This window comes from Photorhabdus sp. RM322S, from assembly GCF_042879395.1.
Lineage (GTDB): Bacteria > Pseudomonadota > Gammaproteobacteria > Enterobacterales > Enterobacteriaceae > Photorhabdus > Photorhabdus khanii.
In genome coordinates this window covers 66,563-82,650 of sequence record NZ_JBHFKW010000010.1, presented here as the reverse complement: position 1 = coordinate 82,650, position 16,088 = coordinate 66,563, and the positions used below count along the sequence as shown (strand labels likewise).

At 42.7% G+C, this 16,088-nt stretch carries 15 protein-coding genes; 1 reads left to right on the top strand and 14 read right to left on the bottom strand.

What is annotated here, in order from left to right; all coding sequences use genetic code 11:
• Nucleotides 1–3: 3 nt before the first annotated feature.
• The 8 genes from hpaH to ACGF63_RS08345 form a co-directional block, all read right to left on the bottom strand.
• Complete coding sequence (gene hpaH / locus ACGF63_RS08380) at nucleotides 4–807, bottom strand: 2-oxo-hept-4-ene-1,7-dioate hydratase (protein ID WP_387630050.1); 804 nt, start codon at nucleotides 805–807, stop codon at nucleotides 4–6.
• Between the two features lie 4 nt (nucleotides 808–811).
• Entirely contained in the window at nucleotides 812–2,284 is a 1,473-nt protein-coding gene (locus ACGF63_RS08375; RefSeq protein ID WP_036849914.1) for an NAD-dependent succinate-semialdehyde dehydrogenase, read from the bottom strand.
• Nucleotides 2,274–3,503 carry a Bcr/CflA family multidrug efflux MFS transporter gene (locus tag ACGF63_RS08370; protein WP_081738283.1) on the bottom strand — a complete coding sequence of 410 codons (1,230 nt, stop codon included), beginning with the start codon at nucleotides 3,501–3,503 and terminating at the stop codon, nucleotides 2,274–2,276. Before ACGF63_RS08370 ends, ACGF63_RS08375 begins: the two co-directional genes overlap by 11 nt.
• Nucleotides 3,503–3,892 (bottom strand): 5-carboxymethyl-2-hydroxymuconate Delta-isomerase, encoded by a 390-nt coding sequence (locus ACGF63_RS08365; RefSeq protein ID WP_036849917.1) that lies wholly within the window; start codon nucleotides 3,890–3,892, stop codon nucleotides 3,503–3,505. Before ACGF63_RS08365 ends, ACGF63_RS08370 begins: the two co-directional genes overlap by 1 nt.
• A 13-nt stretch (nucleotides 3,893–3,905) precedes the next feature.
• Nucleotides 3,906–4,784 (bottom strand): 3,4-dihydroxyphenylacetate 2,3-dioxygenase, encoded by an 879-nt coding sequence (gene hpaD, locus ACGF63_RS08360; RefSeq protein ID WP_152963044.1) that lies wholly within the window; start codon nucleotides 4,782–4,784, stop codon nucleotides 3,906–3,908.
• Between the two features lie 64 nt (nucleotides 4,785–4,848).
• Entirely contained in the window at nucleotides 4,849–6,315 is a 1,467-nt protein-coding gene (gene hpaE / locus ACGF63_RS08355) for a 5-carboxymethyl-2-hydroxymuconate semialdehyde dehydrogenase (RefSeq protein WP_152963043.1), read from the bottom strand.
• On the bottom strand, nucleotides 6,312–7,076 hold the full coding sequence (locus ACGF63_RS08350) for a fumarylacetoacetate hydrolase family protein (protein WP_166286480.1): 765 nt from the start codon (nucleotides 7,074–7,076) through the stop codon (nucleotides 6,312–6,314). The genes hpaE and ACGF63_RS08350 overlap by 4 nt, the downstream gene beginning before the upstream one ends.
• On the bottom strand, nucleotides 7,073–7,705 hold the full coding sequence (locus ACGF63_RS08345; protein ID WP_152963041.1) for a fumarylacetoacetate hydrolase family protein: 633 nt from the start codon (nucleotides 7,703–7,705) through the stop codon (nucleotides 7,073–7,075). Before ACGF63_RS08345 ends, ACGF63_RS08350 begins: the two co-directional genes overlap by 4 nt.
• A gap of 386 nt (nucleotides 7,706–8,091) precedes the next feature.
• Between ACGF63_RS08345 and hpaR the strand changes: the two genes are divergently transcribed.
• A complete protein-coding gene (gene hpaR / locus ACGF63_RS08340) occupies nucleotides 8,092–8,538 on the top strand; it encodes a homoprotocatechuate degradation operon regulator HpaR (RefSeq protein ID WP_036849932.1) in 447 nt (148 codons plus the stop codon).
• Between the two features lie 78 nt (nucleotides 8,539–8,616).
• Here hpaR and ACGF63_RS08335 read toward each other — a convergent pair whose 3' ends face one another.
• From ACGF63_RS08335 to ACGF63_RS08310, 6 genes are all read right to left on the bottom strand, one after another.
• A complete protein-coding gene (locus ACGF63_RS08335; protein WP_081738284.1) occupies nucleotides 8,617–9,360 on the bottom strand; it encodes a 4'-phosphopantetheinyl transferase in 744 nt (247 codons plus the stop codon).
• Nucleotides 9,361–9,405: 45 nt separating this feature from the next.
• Nucleotides 9,406–10,419: a fimbrial protein gene (locus ACGF63_RS08330; RefSeq protein WP_387630043.1), complete on the bottom strand. Its 1,014-nt coding sequence runs from the start codon at nucleotides 10,417–10,419 to the stop codon at nucleotides 9,406–9,408.
• Between the two features lie 221 nt (nucleotides 10,420–10,640).
• Nucleotides 10,641–11,606 carry a fimbrial protein gene (locus ACGF63_RS08325; protein WP_387630040.1) on the bottom strand — a complete coding sequence of 322 codons (966 nt, stop codon included), beginning with the start codon at nucleotides 11,604–11,606 and terminating at the stop codon, nucleotides 10,641–10,643.
• A gap of 27 nt (nucleotides 11,607–11,633) precedes the next feature.
• Nucleotides 11,634–14,114 carry a fimbria/pilus outer membrane usher protein gene (locus ACGF63_RS08320; protein WP_387630038.1) on the bottom strand — a complete coding sequence of 827 codons (2,481 nt, stop codon included), beginning with the start codon at nucleotides 14,112–14,114 and terminating at the stop codon, nucleotides 11,634–11,636.
• Between the two features lie 23 nt (nucleotides 14,115–14,137).
• Entirely contained in the window at nucleotides 14,138–14,806 is a 669-nt protein-coding gene (locus ACGF63_RS08315) for a molecular chaperone (protein ID WP_036849942.1), read from the bottom strand.
• Between the two features lie 59 nt (nucleotides 14,807–14,865).
• Nucleotides 14,866–15,390 (bottom strand): fimbrial protein, encoded by a 525-nt coding sequence (locus ACGF63_RS08310; RefSeq protein WP_152963038.1) that lies wholly within the window; start codon nucleotides 15,388–15,390, stop codon nucleotides 14,866–14,868.
• Between the last annotated feature and the right edge of the window lie 698 nt (nucleotides 15,391–16,088).

Below are 16,088 nucleotides of genomic sequence, written 5' to 3'. Positions count from 1 at the left end.
TCCTTAAACGAAACGGCAACTGATGGAACCCAGTGCGCCGTAATCCACATGGAAAGTATCCCCTTTACGTGCCGGAACCGGGCGGGTAAAAGAGCCACCAAGGATGATTTGCCCTGCTTCAAGTTGAACACCGTGTGGTGCCAGTTTGTTTGCTAACCACGCAACACCGTTAGCTGGATGATTAAGCACTGCTGCCGCAACGCCGGATTCTTCAATCACTCCATTGCGATAGAGCAGGGCGCTGATCCAGCGCAGATCAAGCTCGTCTGGCTTAATCGGGCGGCCGCCCATAATCACTCCGCCGTTGGCGGCATTATCAGAAATCGTATCGAACACTTTGCGTGGGAGATGGGTTTCCGGATCGGTGTTGTGACAACGGGCGTCGATCAACTCCAGCGCCGGAATGACATAATCTGTCGCATTGTAAACATCAAACAAAGTGCAGTTTGGGCCACGCAGTGGTTTTGCCAGTATGAAGGCCAGTTCGACTTCGATACGGGGCACAATAAAGCGGTCGCAGGGAATATCGCTGCCATCAGGGAAAAACATATCATCCAGCAGAGCGCCATAGTCTGGCTCGCTGATTTGTGAACTGGCTTGCATGGCTTTGGAAGTCAGGCCAATTTTGTGGCCTTTGAGTACGCGACCTTCCGCAATTTTCAAATTCACCCATTCACGCTGGATGGCATAAGCGTCGTCAATAGTGATTTCAGGGTGATCCAACGAGATCTGGCGTATTTGCTGACAACTTTTCTCTGCCTGATGCAGACGGTGTGCAACCTGTGATACGACTTCTTTCTGTAACATGCGGTTAAGCTCCTGTGTCCTCTATGCCACCAAAGCAGAGATATTTCACTTCCAGATAATCTTCGATGCCGTAACGTGAACCTTCGCGCCCCAGCCCCGATTGTTTAATGCCGCCGAATGGAGCGACTTCATTAGAAATCAAGCCCTCATTGATGCCGACCATGCCGCTTTCCAGCGCTTCAGCCACACGGTAGATCCGGCCGATATCACGGGAGTAAAAATAAGCTGCCAGGCCGAATTCAGTATCATTTGCCAGATGAATGGCTTCTGCCTCATCACGGAATTTGAAGAGAGGGGCGATAGGCCCGAATGTTTCCTCACGGGAGATAAGCATGGATTCAGTGACGTCAACCAGCACGGTAGGTTCGAAGAACAAGCCGCCCAGAGCGTGTGGTTTGCCGCCAGCCAGTATGCGTGCGCCATGAGAAACGGCATCACTAATGTGTTCTTGCACTTTATCGACGGCTGCCTGATTGATTAGCGGGCCTTGCTGTGATTTGACGTCGCTGGCTGGGCCAACCTGTAATGCACTGACTGCTTGTGCCAGACGTTCTGCGAAGGTGTCATAAATAGTTTCCTGCACTAGGATACGGTTAGCACAAACGCAGGTTTGACCGCTGTTGCGGAATTTAGCGGTAAGTGCGCCCTGTACAGCGGCATCAATATCTGCGTCATCGAAAACGATAAATGGCGCATTGCCACCCAGTTCCAGTGACAGCTTTTTCACGGTATCGGCGCTTTGGGCCATCAGTAATTTGCCGACACTGGTTGAGCCGGTAAACGAGAGTTTGCGCACAATCGGGCTTTGGGTCATAACACCACCGATGGCCTTAGCCTCTTTTCCCGTGACAACATTCAGTACGCCTGCGGGAATGCCTGCTTGTTCAGCCAGCGCGGCTAAAGCCAGAGCTGAAAGTGGCGTTTCTGCGGCGGGTTTCAGTACCAGAGTACAGCCAGCGGCCAGTGCCGGGCCAACTTTGCGGGCGATCATGGCATTAGGAAAGTTCCACGGCGTAATGGCGGCGACAACGCCGATAGGCTGTTTGATCGTGATGATCCGGCGACCGGGCAGCGGGCTTGGGATCGTTTCACCGTAGGTACGTTTACCTTCTTCCGCAAACCACTCGATGAAACTGGCACCATAAGCGATCTCTCCCATCGCTTCCGCCTGCGGTTTCCCTTGCTCCAGACTCAACAATTCTGCCAGAGACTGTTGATTCTCCATCATTAACCGAAACCAGCGTTGCAGAAGCTGGCTGCGTTGTTTGGCGGTCATGGCTCTCCAGGCAGGCAGGGCTTGTTGAGCGGCGGCAATTGCCCGTTCGGTTTCCGCTGCGCCCATATTACTGACTTGTGCAATTACCTCGCCATTTGCCGGGTTAGTCACCTTAAACGTGACTTTGTTATCGGCATCGAGCCATTGCCCGTTGATATAAGCCTGCTGACGTAATAGTTCTGTATTCACATTATTTGTCATTGTTTTTTTCTCCTAAAAACACTTGGATGGATTGCGTCTGTTGGTGAGAAGTTGCCAGTAGCTGACATAACCAACTCAACCCGGCGCAAACGGCTATCACAAGGGCCATAGCAAAAGGGGTTTCATCTTGTAATAAAGAGACGGCAACGCTGGCGAGCGCCGCCATCGCGAATTGCGAAGAGATAGCGAGTGCGCTGGCGCTGCCGGCAAGTTGACCACGATGTTGAAGTAATAAAGAGAGGCTATTAGTACCAATGGCATTAACCAGCGATATAACCAGTACAACCAAAATAACGATAACAGTCAGGTTTTGCTGATAAAAAATAACCAGCAAAATGCCAAACAGTAATTGAGCGCTGGTTTGGATCAATAACAGACGGGAAAGGCTGTAAACTTTCAATAACCAGACATTGAACAGCACCATCGCTATCATGCCCAGTGCATTACAGCCGAACAGTAATCCGTAGTAGTTGGCCGGAACCTGAAAATAATCGATATAGACGAAAGGCGAGCCACTGATAAAAGCGAACATGGCGGCACAAGTGAATGCCAATGTGCCGATAGTCGCCATGGCTTCACGGTCAACCAGTAATTTGCCGTAGTTTTTAAACGCGGAGATAAGTTTTCCACCGTCATTATTGGCAGGCAGCGTTTCTGGCAACAAAAATAATAATAATAACCCACTGATACAGCCAACCAGCGTCAGTAAAATAAATATGGCCTGCCAGTTGAAATAGGTTAACAGTAAGCCACCGAGTAAGGGGGCGATAAGTGGTGCTATCATCGTCACTAGCGTCATCAGTGACAGCACCCGGGGTAATTCCGCAGGGCGATAGATATCACGGGCGATGGCTCTGGCCATAACAACGGCTGCGCCGCTGCCAAATGCTTGTAATGCACGCAGTAAAATCAAATGTTCAACTTGCGTCACCCATGTACATGCCACACTGGCGACGACGAATAACACCATGCCACTGAGCAACAGCTTTCTGCGTCCTAAACGGTCACTCAGTGGGCCATATAACAGCATGCCAATACAAAAACCGGCGAAAAACGCGCCTAGAGTATATTGCATTTGCCCTTGTGTCGCCTGTAGTTGCCTTGCCATTTCTGGCAAGGCTGGCAGGTACATATCAATCGACAAAGGCCCGAATGCCACCAGCGCACCCAATAACGGGATAAGCCAGCGCGGGGGATGTTGATTAAAGGGCTTCGGCATCACTGTTCCTTACGAAACAAGGCGTGAACGTTGTTTTGTTTGTAGTTCAGTACCGGGTCCAATTCTTCCATCGAAAAAGAGAGGGCGAGGTAACGCTGTGCCATCAGTGAGGCAAAATGTTCTTTGATCAGGCTGAATAGCATCTCGCCAACCTGTTGACGGCTTTCAAGACTGCGCCCGGTGCCGATTTTCAGCGTCATATGGACGAAAGCGTAATCATGTTGACCGTCAGCCATGTGCCAGGTATCCAGCCAGATAGCACGGCTGCGTATTCCTGCTAATGGAAAAATGCCGGTATCTGCCAGTGCTTGATTCACTTTGGCAAACAGCGCTGGCAGATGGGCTTGTTCACGGATATTTTCCGTACATTCAGCATAAAAATGTGGCATAGGTGACTCCAAATCAGGCTGTGGCTTGCTCATCGGTAATATCATCAGGCAACGGGAATACCGCGTTAACTTGCCCGGTGCCGGAACTGGGGAACAGTTCGGTCAGGAATTCCACTTTACCGTCATATTTATCCCAACCGAGCAGGCCCAGCAGCATCACGGTATCGTGCATATTGCCTTCGCCGTAGCAGTAATCCGCATATTCCGGCAGCATCTTGCAGAACTCTTTGAATTTGCCCTCTTTCCAAAGTTGTACCACCCGGCGATCCATCTGTTCATCAAATTCGCGGGTGTAGCTGTTCATGCCCTCTTCTGCGCGTTGATCATCAATAAATCGGTGAGAAAGGGAGCCACTGGCCAGCACAGCAACTGTGCCGTCATATTTCTCAATTGCTTTCAGAATGGCTTCCCCAAGACGACGACTGTCTTCAAAAGCATGAACAGTACAGAACGCGGAGATAGAGATAACTTTAAAATGTCGGTCACTATTCATGTAACGCATTGGTACCAGCGTGCCGTATTCCAGTGTCAGGCTTGGGATTTCATGTGCCTGAGCGCGCACGCCCATATTGCGCGCCTGTTCCGCGATCATGTGTCCCAATTCAGGGTTGCCGTCATATTCATAACTCATATCGCGGATGAAATGTGGCAATTCATTACTGGTGTAAATACCGGAGAAATGGTCGGCACAATTAATGTGATAGGCACTGTTCACCAGCCAGTGGGTATCAAACACGATAATTGTATCGACACCCATTTCACGGCAACGACGGCTAATCTCTTTGTGCCCGTCAATGGCTCCCTGACGGCAACCATGATGTTTTCCCGGTAGTTCAGACAGATACATTGATGGCACATGTGTAATTTTGGCCGCTAACGCTAACTTACCCATAAAATCCTCATTTTATATCAGGACGGCGAACCGGAATTCGCCGTGGTTAACGCTGATGAAACCGTTATACCCCCCAACGCGGGATGGGATGATCCCCCATAGAGATACAGACGTTTTTCATCTCTGCAAACACTTCAAAACTGTATTCACCGCCTTCACGACCGGTACCGGAGGCTTTCACGCCGCCGAATGGCTGGCGCAGGTCGCGAACATTCTGGGTATTGACGAATACCATGCCTGCTTCAATATTACGGGCCAGACGCAATACTTTGTTGACATCTTGAGTCCAGATGTAAGAAGCCAGACCATATTCCACGTCATTCGCCAGACGCAGACCTTCTGCTTCATCTTTGAATGGCAACAAACACGCGACCGGGCCGAAGATCTCTTCCTGCGCAACGCGCATACGGTTATCGACATCCGCCAGCACTGTTGGGCGCAGGAAATTGCCACCTTTCAGGTGTTCCGGCAAATCAGTGGGTTTATCTGGGCCGCCGGCCAGCAGCGTTGCCCCTTCTTCAATACCCAGACGAATGTAACCGGAGACTTTTTCCCAATGCTGTTTGCTGATAAGCGCACCAACCTGCGTGCCGGGATCTTGTGGATCGCCAACCCGCAGACGATTCGCACGTTCAGCAAAACGTTGCACAAACTCAGGGTAGATGCTTTCTTGAATAAAAATGCGTGAACCGGCGGTACAACGTTCACCATTGATAGAGAAAATGGTGAACAGCGCGGCATCCAGTGCGCGTTCAATATCGGCGTCTTCGAAGATCAGAACCGGCGATTTACCCCCCAGCTCCATTGAATATTTTTTCAGACCGGCATTTTTCATGATCTGGCGGCCGGTTGCGGTACCGCCGGTAAAAGAGACTGCCCGAACATCGTGATGTTTCACTAATGCATCACCGGCAGTAGCACCGTATCCTTGCACTACGTTTAAAACACCGGCAGGGATCCCGGCTTCCAGCGCCAGTTCTCCCAGACGGTTTGCAGTTAATGGGGAGAGTTCTGACATTTTCAGCACCGCAGTGTTACCCAGTGCCAAACAGGGGGCGACTTTCCAGGTCGCGGTCATAAATGGCACATTCCACGGCGAAATCAGCGCACAAACACCGACTGGCTGCACCAGCGTATAGTTGAGCATCTTGTCGTCAACCGGATAGGTCCGGCCATTCATTTGCTGACAAATCTCAGCAAAGAAGTTGAAGTTGTGAGAAGCGCGTGGGATCAGGACATTTTGCGTTTGATGAATAGGCAAACCGGTATCTTTAGTTTCCATTGCCGCGATTTCAGGCACATTCTCATCAATCAGTTCGCCTAAACGGCGCATCAGGCGTGCACGTTCTTTCATCGGCAGATCAGCCCATTTGGGGAAGGCTGCTTTTGCCGCGGCAACCGCTTGATCAATCTCTTCTTGACCACCAGAAGCCACTTCAGCCAGCACTTCACCGCTAGCCGGGTTGGTGGTTGCAAAATATTCTTTACTGCTGACGTTTTTGCCGTTGATCCAATGATTAACCGTCGTCATGACAGGCTCTCCTCATACGCTTGCTGGCTGACAATACGGTTGATCAGACGCCCAACGCCTTCAACCTCAACAATCACTTCATCCCCCGGTACGACATCAGACAACCCTTTTGGTGTCCCAGTGGCGATCATGTCTCCCGGTTGCAGCGTCATAAAGTCGCTCAGATAGGCGATTAGGAATGGGATATCGAAGATCAGATCGGCGGTGGTGCCGCGCTGACGCAATTCACCATTGACCCAGGTGCTTAATGTCAGATTATGCGGATCTGGTACATCTTTTTTATCAATGATCCACGGGCCGATGGGGGTCAGCGTGTCGCGGCTTTTTACCCGGAGGTTAGGGCGATAATAGTTTTCCAGATAGTCACGGATCGCGTAGTCGTTACAAACCGTGTATCCGGCAACGTAATCCATCGCCTGTTCTTTGGCGACTTTATGGGCGGTTTTGCCGATGACAACCACCAGCTCAGATTCATAATGCATGTATTCCACATTATCCGGGCGAACGGAAACCTGACGATGGCCGATCAGCGTATTGGATGCTTTGATAAAAACCAGTGGTTCTTCCGGTGGCTTAAATTCAAGTTCAGTGGCGTGATCGGCGTAGTTCAGACCGAGGGCAAACAGGGTTCCGTCGGCGGGTGGCAGCCATTGGACGAATTCACTGCTGACTTTGTTGCCATCTGGCAGGCAGACATTTTCCTGATCATCAACCGTCACATTCAGATCCTGACCCTGATAACGAACTCTTGCGTGTTTCATGCTTCTTCTCCTGCTTGCACAACCTGATTCTCCAGCGGTGGGAAACCTGCTGCCCGGATAACCACGTTGTCGTCTGGTTTGATGGAAACCCGTTGATGCGGAGTGCCAAGCAGGATCACATCACCTTCCTTCAAGGTGGCGAAATCACTTAATGCCGCGACTAATTCTGCGGCTGAACGCACTAGATCAGTGGTTGACCAGCGATCAACTTCCTGCCCATTGATTTCAGTAATGATGTCCAGTGCATCAACTGATTCAGGGTTGATCATTTGACCTATAGGGCAAAAACCATCACGACATTTCGCTTTAATGGCCGGGCGATAAAACGCTGTTTCAGGCAGGCTGACTTCATTAGCTAATGCATAACCTGCGATATATTCGGCTGCGTTTTCAGCGGTGACTTTACGGGCGGTTTTACCTATCACCAGCGCCAGTGTTGCGCCGCTCTGAACCTCTTCTCCCGCAGGATGGGGAATAACGTCACCGGAGGTGATAACGGTATTCCGCGGTTTGATAAACCATATCGGGGTTTTAGGCAGGGTGTTATAAGGCGCTTGCTGAAATGAGTCATGCCAGAAATCGACCTGACTCTGATGGTTGAGGGCTACGGCGAAGACAGTGCCTTTCATTAACGACTCCTCTGAGCTTAAACAGACAGCTTTAAGATGCATTTATTAATATATTAATAAACCACAAATCGACTTGTTGCAATATGTTAATGTATTTGTTAATTTTAATTGTGATCTCAGTAACAATATCTTTGCTAAATTTGTTTTTTGTTATTATTAATCAATATGTTAATATTTTTTCAAATAAAATTATCACTATTATATTAACTTTTTATTAACCTGGTTTTCGGGGTTTATTTTTGTTTACTTATTAATATTTTTATGATTTTTTCTTTGTGGTTGATGGAGTGACGTGCTAGTCTTTTTTATGGTGGTTATAGAGTGACATAGACACTCTCGACAGAGAGTAAATCAGTGATTAACTAAGATGAGAGCCTTCATTACCCATGCATGAATCTCTGACAATTGCGTTACTTCAGGCGCGGGAAACCGCGATGGGTTTTTTCCGCCCAATCCTTAAGAGTCATAATTTGACTGAACAGCAGTGGCGTATTATTCGTGTACTGTCGAATAACCGGTCAATTGATTTTTATGATTTATCTTGCCAGACCTGTATTCTTCGTCCAAGTCTGACGGGGATATTGACTCGTATGGAACGTGATGGATTGATCTTTCGTCTTAAACCGATGAATGACCAGCGCAAACTTTATGTTTCTTTAACGCAGGATGGTCAGAAACTTTATGAAAAGGCGAAAGAGCAGGTTGAACAGGGATATCGGGCCATAGAAAAAGCCTTTTCGCCGGAGAAGATGGTTCAGCTTTCAGCGTTGTTGGAGGAGTTAATTGCTGTAGGTAAGAATTCGCCGGGAAATATGGATAAAGACGTTAAATAAAAATTTTATTCAAAATAATGATGATGAATAACAGTAAAATTGCTGATCAGGGACGGTATCAGCAATTGTTATTTTTGGCTATTGAATAATTAGCGTTAATATTTCCTGTGGGTAGATAATAAATTGCCCATGGAATACTGTACCCGCCGGATAATGGGGGGTGAGAGTTTCCCGCAATGCTAATGTTATTGCATTATTTTCAAGGGATAGGGCGGTAATTTCAGCCGCTTCAAAGCCAAAGAACCGTTTTACTTGTGGATAAAGCGCTTTATATAAGCTCTCTTTTACAGAGAAGGCGAGGGTAAATGCTTGTTCAAAGGGTAAATGACAATGTTTCAGGAGTTGAATTTCTCGGTCATTCACGATCATTTTTGTGATCTCATCCATATTTTGACGATTGACGATAGCTTCGATATCGACACCAATTAATCTGTTATCAGTTTGCGGTGCAGCCAGCACAATTGCACAATGAGATGAATGAGAAACAGAACCACAAATATCCTTTGGCCAAATTGGTGCGCGATCATGACCAGAGAGCAAATTAAACTCCGGTTGCCCTAATTGTGCTAAAAGTTGTCTGGCACAATAACGTGCTGCCAGATATTCAGCTCGTCGCTTGTTGACTGCCTTAGCCAACGTCGCAGGGAAGGGGAGATTTAATTGTTCGAAGAGTTCATCGTGATAATGTGAAAGATCAAAACGGGCATGCCAAAAATTCACTTGGGGGTGTTTAACAACCGTTCCATACTCGATTTGAGTCATAAATTCACTGTTATGTTTTGGCAGTGATGCTTGATTGGTGTGTATAACTGTCTGTTCCATGTTTATTATCCAGAAGATGAAATATCCTACAGTCTATACTTAATATCATTCATATTGAATTGTAAAATATGCTGTGGCATTAGCTTTTCCATCTGTTATTTTCTCATCGGTTTGGTAATAGCGGGCAGTGAAAGGTAATGTGTAGGTGACGTTTGTTGCTGCATACCCGAAAACTAGCGGATTTTCCAGAGAAACAGGTGTTGTTCCCATATATAAGATTTGTATACCAACTCCTTTAGCTGTATTTTTACTATTGTGGTTATTTAATTGAATTATACTATCTGGGGCATAATTTATTTTTTCTCCTGAAAAAGTAATTTTGGGCTTAACACTTTCTGTACATTTAATTTCGATATTGAAACCCGCATTACCCGCAGTAGAGCCTATACCTTTAAATAAATAACTATTCACACGACCAAAATCGACCATTGGCCTTGGGGTTGTTGTCGAGCAAGTTTGAGTTTTTATCGTGTAGTTGTTCTTAGTTTTTATTCTTATTAATTCTGTACCTGCAAGTGTCTGTAACATAGCAATCTTTCTTGGCCTGAGCATTTTCCCTGATGCCAACGTTCCTTCTTGGTAAAGATAAATACTGATTTTTCCTATATCTTTTAATGTCATTCCATCTTTATATTTATAAATGTAATTACTGCCACTTGTTGTGGGTAATTTCATATTTTCTTCTTCTCCAGAGGCAGTAATATAGAAATAGAGATTATCTATTCCTGTGGTTATCATACCTGTGCCATGAGGTGTATTTCCAGCTTTAGATGGATATACATCTCCCGTAAAAATAAGCGGTTCTCCTGTTGGATCACAATCATGGGGATTAAGAAGCGGCGTATTTTCATTAATATTCATGAGTTGGGCGAGTTGCAATGGTCTAAACTCGCCAACAAGAATGCTTTTTTTCTCATTTATATTGGGATTAATGTTAATACTATTAAGCTCAATATCTAAGCTAATCTGTTTTGCATTTAATAAGCAGCGTGCGTATGTGTTTGTAATACTGAGTAATATTAATGTAAATATTGTGATTATCATTAAGTAGCGTTTCATATATATTCCAGTTGAGATTTATTCTTAATTGTCGATAATTCAATGAAGCCAGAATAATGCTATTATCTTTCTGATATAATTTACTGGTGAAATTAATAGGGCAGATTTATTTCTCGTATAAATCTGCTTTTAATTATTTGTTAACACGACTGCGGAGAGTTTCGCTTTTTATATGTTAGCATAATGTTAATATGCTAATATCAATAGAGGGAGTTGTAAAGCTATTTATATTCAATTGTAAAATGTACTGTGGCATTAGCTTTTCCACCTGTTATTTTATCATCAGTTTGATAATAGTGAGCAGTAAGTGGTAAATAATAGAGATTTTTTTCACTACTTCCCCACTCAGATATAGGAATACGTGTGTTCATATCAACAGGTCTATTTTTATGTAATAATTGAACACCAATACCTTTGGCTGTGTTTCCATCGCCGTATTGATGTAATTTAATAATGTTATTTAGGCTTGAACTCACTACTTCCCCTGAGAAACTAATATCAGGGATATTTTTATCTTTACATTGAATCAAAATATAAAAATCATTACGACCGGCTATAGAACCTTTTCCTTTAAATGCAGAAGAATGAATCTTTCCGAGTTTTATTTCTTTATAGGGTGTTGATGTCATACAGCTTTTACTGCCAATGATATTGTCCTTGTTATATGTGATATTTATTAATTTTTTACCATCATCTGTTGATAAAGAAGATATCAACCCTTTTTCTAGTATAGAGCCTGATCGGATATCTCTTTCTTGAATAAGCTCAATTTTTATTTTCCCGATATCTCTTAAAGTTATTTTTTTATTGATATCATCATGAGAGCTACCATTTCCATCATAGGATACGACAAAATATAAATTATCTACACTTGTATTTATCCGGCCACTATCTTTGAATGGTTTTATTTCACCTGATTTTGTTTTATAAACTATATTTTCATTACTATCACAGATAGCAATAGTTGCATCAGCTTTAATTCCTACTTTGTTAGCCAGCTCCATTGGGCCATATTCAGCGATAGTAATAGGTCTTCGAGTGTTAAAATCTGCATTGATAATTTCATTTATATTAACATTTAAATCAATAGTTTTAAATTTTTTGTTTAATGTACATGTAGCAATTGATTTTGTGATATTGAATAGTGTCAGTATTAATATTGCCAGTGTAATTAATTTATTTTTCATATTATTCCGGGATAAATATTATTTTAGTTACTGACAATTCAATGAAGCCAGAATGATACCATTATTTTTCTGATATAATTTACTGTCAAAATTAATATAACAGCTTTGTTTATCGCCTAAATCAGCTTTTAATTCTGCTGTATCACTTACACCGCTAAGGAAGACTTCACTTCTTTCATTCACCATACCATTGACGCCATTCTTACCGGTGATTACCGTTCCGAAAGGGAGTTTTTTACCTTTATGCTGTAAAGTTAAAAATACTCTATGACCAACGCGAATAGAATAATCCGCCAGTACCAATGCGCCTTTCGTTGGAATAACTTTAGCCGTCGGGTTGTCAATATCGACGTCATCACCGAATGTATTTGTATCAAGAGATAACGAGTTTTCCCGATATTGCGATATATAAGGAACAACGGTATATCCCCGCCAGTCGGTACTGATAGAAGTATTGTTAAGTATTTTTGCATTGGCTGCTCCAGGGGCGCGGATTAAGGCACTAGCGCCGCTTTCGCTGATATTTTGAGCCAGTGTAACGCCGTAGGGATGTGCAATAATTGCACCCTCTAATCCATAATTAATGCGTTGATTTTTGCCATGATCCGTGGTGTAACCGGCATTAATTGAACCATATGATCCTCTGTAATATAAGCTGGCGGCATTACCTGATTCTTTTTCTTTCTCTGATTTTTCGTAACTGTAATCCTGAAAAATGGTATAACTTAGATTTTGTTGTTCCAGTAACGAGCCGGATAATGACATCGAATGCTGGCTGTCACCGTTTGTATTATAAGAGGTGTTATAATCTACGGTTGCACTGTGATTACCTGATGGCAGCCACTTATCCAAAGGAACACTGATATTGAGTGAAAAAACCTGGTCGTTATTGATTCGTGAGCGATTACGGTGATAATTGTAGCCCAACGATAAAGAGATATCATGAATACTGGTGTTATAAGACATAGAATATGACTGATTCTTGCTGGTTTTATCTTGCCAGTAATCTTGTTGCCAGGCAGATAATGAAAAACTACCATATTGGCCTAAACTCTGGCCCATTGTTATTTGCATCCGGTTTTTTGGCGCGCTATTTCGGTGGTTATCAGTAAATTGGTGGTTATTATTGGCATCGCTAAAGCTGTAATAACCATTGGTATTGTAGCGATAACCCGCTAATGTCACGGTTGTATTGGTCGCGGTAAAACCTTTGCTGTAACGTATCTGATAAGACTGGCCGGTTTTCTTTTTTCCGTTAGGGAAATGCGTTTTTGCATTTGTTACATCAATTGACACCGCACCAAGTGAGCCGAGATTATGCCCTAAGCCTAATGCACTACCTAAATAGTCAGGAGAAGCAATGACGCCACCATAAATTGTGGTGCTGTCCCATAACCCGTAAATAGCCTCTGTCTGAATAAACCTTTTTTTACTGGTTTGTTTGCTGCCACTGAATTTACCGAGATTGACCAGGTATTTCATTTGGCCTGCACGGATCATCAAGGGTGAGGCAGAAAAGGGCTGAGTAAATTTCCTGACTTTGCCATTTTCTTCATAAATGGATACTTCCAGATCGCCATTAAGGTTGCTGGGATAAATATCGGTAATTTCAAAGGCACCCGGTGGAACAAAAGTTTGATAAATAAGATTATCTTTCTGATGGACTTCTATTCTGGCGTGAGTCATGGCAATACCGCGAACAACAGGGGCAAATCCTTGCTGGCTATCTGGCAGCATTTGGCTATCAGACATCAATTTAACGCCATTAAAAGTAAAACTATCGAATACCATACTGTCGGTTGATGTTTCACCCAATACCAGACGGGATTTTAATGGACGAATATCCCGTTCAGCATAGGCTTTAAGTGATTTCCATTCAGATGTTGTGTTATTACGGCTGTAATAACTACTATGGCGAACACGCCACGGACCTAAATTAACACCGCTGCGTAAATTCAGATATTGATTCTGTTCACGTTGATTTTTATTCCAGGATTGCATTCCTGTCAGATGATAATTGGTGAAAAACATAGGCAAACCATCATTCCACTGCTCAGGAGAGATATCGCCCCTGATTTGTGATTTCATTGCCGCCTGAGGAAAATTCAGGTGCAAAGTAAGCTGGCTTAAATCCAGCTCTGTTGATGCCTGTTTAATATATTTCTCTGGTTGAGAAATGATTGCTTGTTCAGCAAGTGACGCTAATTCAGGGAAACTTTCTGTTTTTACCCCAATTTCCTTTAGTAAGCTGACAGATAGCTCAGGGCAAAGTTTATTTCCACACTCAATAAAGGAGAGATTTTTAATGCCGATATCTTTTTTATTGACAATAACATTCACTTTATAGGTGCCTGGAATGTGAGAATCTGTTTTTGCCAGGCTATCCAGGTTAATATTTTCTCGGTCTTCATCTGATAATTGTAATGCATTGATATCAAAGTATAGCTCTGCATAGGCTGGCAATGATAAACAATAAGCAATTAAAGCAACGCTGATTATTTTTTTCACAATACACTCATCAGATTATTTGATCAGAAACTAAATTGGCGCTCTTCTGTTGTTCCACCGTAGTCATTGATAGCAGTCAGAGTCACCTTTTTTATGCCATTTTGGGCGGGAAATACCTTGTTGCTAAAAGGTGGAATAAATCCGGGTTTATCGATTAATTTCTCGTCAATTCTCATCGCATTAAGATTAACGTAATAGGCCGTAGGGTTGGTTAACTGAATGCCATTGGTATTACGTGATATTTCTAAACGATTGATTGCATTATTAGCGTCATTATCAGATAGCCCGGTTGGACGATAAATCAGTTTGATAATGTTTTTTATCGTGATGATCATTTTACTGTTATCATTTTTTTCCACTGCTGGAATAGCGTTGACATTTAGCAAAAATATCGATTCCCGATCCGCTGGCAGATGATTGCCGATATATGAAACACGGATCTGATGTTCGCTCTCTTTTGACACTTTAAACAGTGGTGGGGTGATAACAAACGGTACTTTTTTCTGGCTGTTATCGATATTATCTATCCACGACTGAACAAGATAAGGCCTTTCTGTGTCCGAGTTTGTGATAGAAATAGTGGCTTCTTTTTGTGAGCCATTATAGATAAGGCGAGTTCCACCTAAAGTTATTCCTGCTTGTGCCTGAAATACAAATATGGCAAGAATAAATGAAATAATAATACGAAACATTTTTGTTCCTTAAACTAAAAATGACTCACAGGATGTGAGGTAAATATTTATGTATTAACTTATGGATAAGAAGTAGTAATATTTACAAGACTTTCAAACTTACCGGCAGCGACTGGGGTCCCTGTTGATACTAATTTAGCCTTAATTTTATATTCTGTATTCACTCCAGATATTGCTATATTATTAACACTAGTGCCTGGATTTATTATACTTGTGCCATTTGATTGATATATAGCAATTGCGATATTTTTATGTGTTGTTGCGAAATAAGTAGTATTATCAGATGAATCAGTTTTTGTTGTTCCTGCATCAAATTTAATATTAAAATTTTTTAAGACCGCATGAGGGCAGTCTTTAAAACTAATTGTAAACTCTTTAAGGTCAGATGATTTTCCTGTACTCCCATTTAATATAGATGTAAGTATGTGACCGAAATTAAAATCATTTTTTCCTGTATCAACGGTACAAGTACTATCAATAATCACTCCTCTGAATTTAATTACTCCATCAGCGGATAACGCATTGAAACTGGTAAAAATCCCTAATACCATAGCCAAAGAAGCCCAAATAAAACTCTTTCTCATTTAAAAATACCTTACCTTAATAAAGATGTATGTGATTTTTTTGTACAATAAAACTATATACCCAACCAGAGTTATAATTTAATGGTTGATTATATAATTGAATTAATTTCCATAGTGGTATATAACCCAATTGAGTTTTTACCTCTATTTTGTAGATGTTTTTAATTTTTTACTGATAAATAAATCGTCAGTAATTTCTGTGATCTTTTCTGGATATATCATCATGTTTGTTAATAATAATCTTTGATATTAATTTTAGCCCAAGGAGCAATTTTTTCTCCCAAGTATCATTTATTACTGCAAATCTCTTAACGTTATTAATAATGATTCTTATTTTTGTTAAAATATCGCAAGTACTAAGATACGATAAATTTTCATACCAATCATGAAATTTTTACCAGGTGATTGCTATAATGCAGTGAAAAGCGCTTGTGGGCAAGATATATACATGGATAAATTTATCTTTATTGTCTTTTGAGCGGATGTCCACTAGTGAAATAACTGCGTTAATGAAAGACGAACTACCACTGTTAAGCTCGGCATATGTATCTTAATACAGAGACTCACATCAATGTTCTGATTGAGCGAATCATTGTACTGCTATATTAATACAATTAGAAAAACTGCCATCTTGATTATGATTACGATAGCAACAATTTTTTCTTAATATTACTAACTTGTTTTCAATTTGGAACTTT

Excerpts from the sequence above, each read along its gene's own strand:
- hpaH (WP_387630050.1), bottom strand. The coding sequence starts at position 807 with ATGTTACAGAAAGAAGTCGTATCACAGGTTGCACACCGTCTGCATCAG.
- ACGF63_RS08375 (WP_036849914.1), bottom strand. The coding sequence starts at position 2,284 with ATGACAAATAATGTGAATACAGAACTATTACGTCAGCAGGCTTATATC.
- ACGF63_RS08370 (WP_081738283.1), bottom strand. The coding sequence starts at position 3,503 with ATGCCGAAGCCCTTTAATCAACATCCCCCGCGCTGGCTTATCCCGTTA.
- ACGF63_RS08365 (WP_036849917.1), bottom strand. The coding sequence starts at position 3,892 with ATGCCACATTTTTATGCTGAATGTACGGAAAATATCCGTGAACAAGCC.
- hpaD (WP_152963044.1), bottom strand. The coding sequence starts at position 4,784 with ATGGGTAAGTTAGCGTTAGCGGCCAAAATTACACATGTGCCATCAATG.
- hpaE (WP_152963043.1), bottom strand. The coding sequence starts at position 6,315 with ATGACGACGGTTAATCATTGGATCAACGGCAAAAACGTCAGCAGTAAA.
- ACGF63_RS08350 (WP_166286480.1), bottom strand. The coding sequence starts at position 7,076 with ATGAAACACGCAAGAGTTCGTTATCAGGGTCAGGATCTGAATGTGACG.
- ACGF63_RS08345 (WP_152963041.1), bottom strand. The coding sequence starts at position 7,705 with ATGAAAGGCACTGTCTTCGCCGTAGCCCTCAACCATCAGAGTCAGGTC.
- hpaR (WP_036849932.1), top strand. The coding sequence starts at position 8,092 with ATGCATGAATCTCTGACAATTGCGTTACTTCAGGCGCGGGAAACCGCG.
- ACGF63_RS08335 (WP_081738284.1), bottom strand. The coding sequence starts at position 9,360 with ATGGAACAGACAGTTATACACACCAATCAAGCATCACTGCCAAAACAT.
- ACGF63_RS08330 (WP_387630043.1), bottom strand. The coding sequence starts at position 10,419 with ATGAAACGCTACTTAATGATAATCACAATATTTACATTAATATTACTC.
- ACGF63_RS08325 (WP_387630040.1), bottom strand. The coding sequence starts at position 11,606 with ATGAAAAATAAATTAATTACACTGGCAATATTAATACTGACACTATTC.
- ACGF63_RS08315 (WP_036849942.1), bottom strand. The coding sequence starts at position 14,806 with ATGTTTCGTATTATTATTTCATTTATTCTTGCCATATTTGTATTTCAG.
- ACGF63_RS08310 (WP_152963038.1), bottom strand. The coding sequence starts at position 15,390 with ATGAGAAAGAGTTTTATTTGGGCTTCTTTGGCTATGGTATTAGGGATT.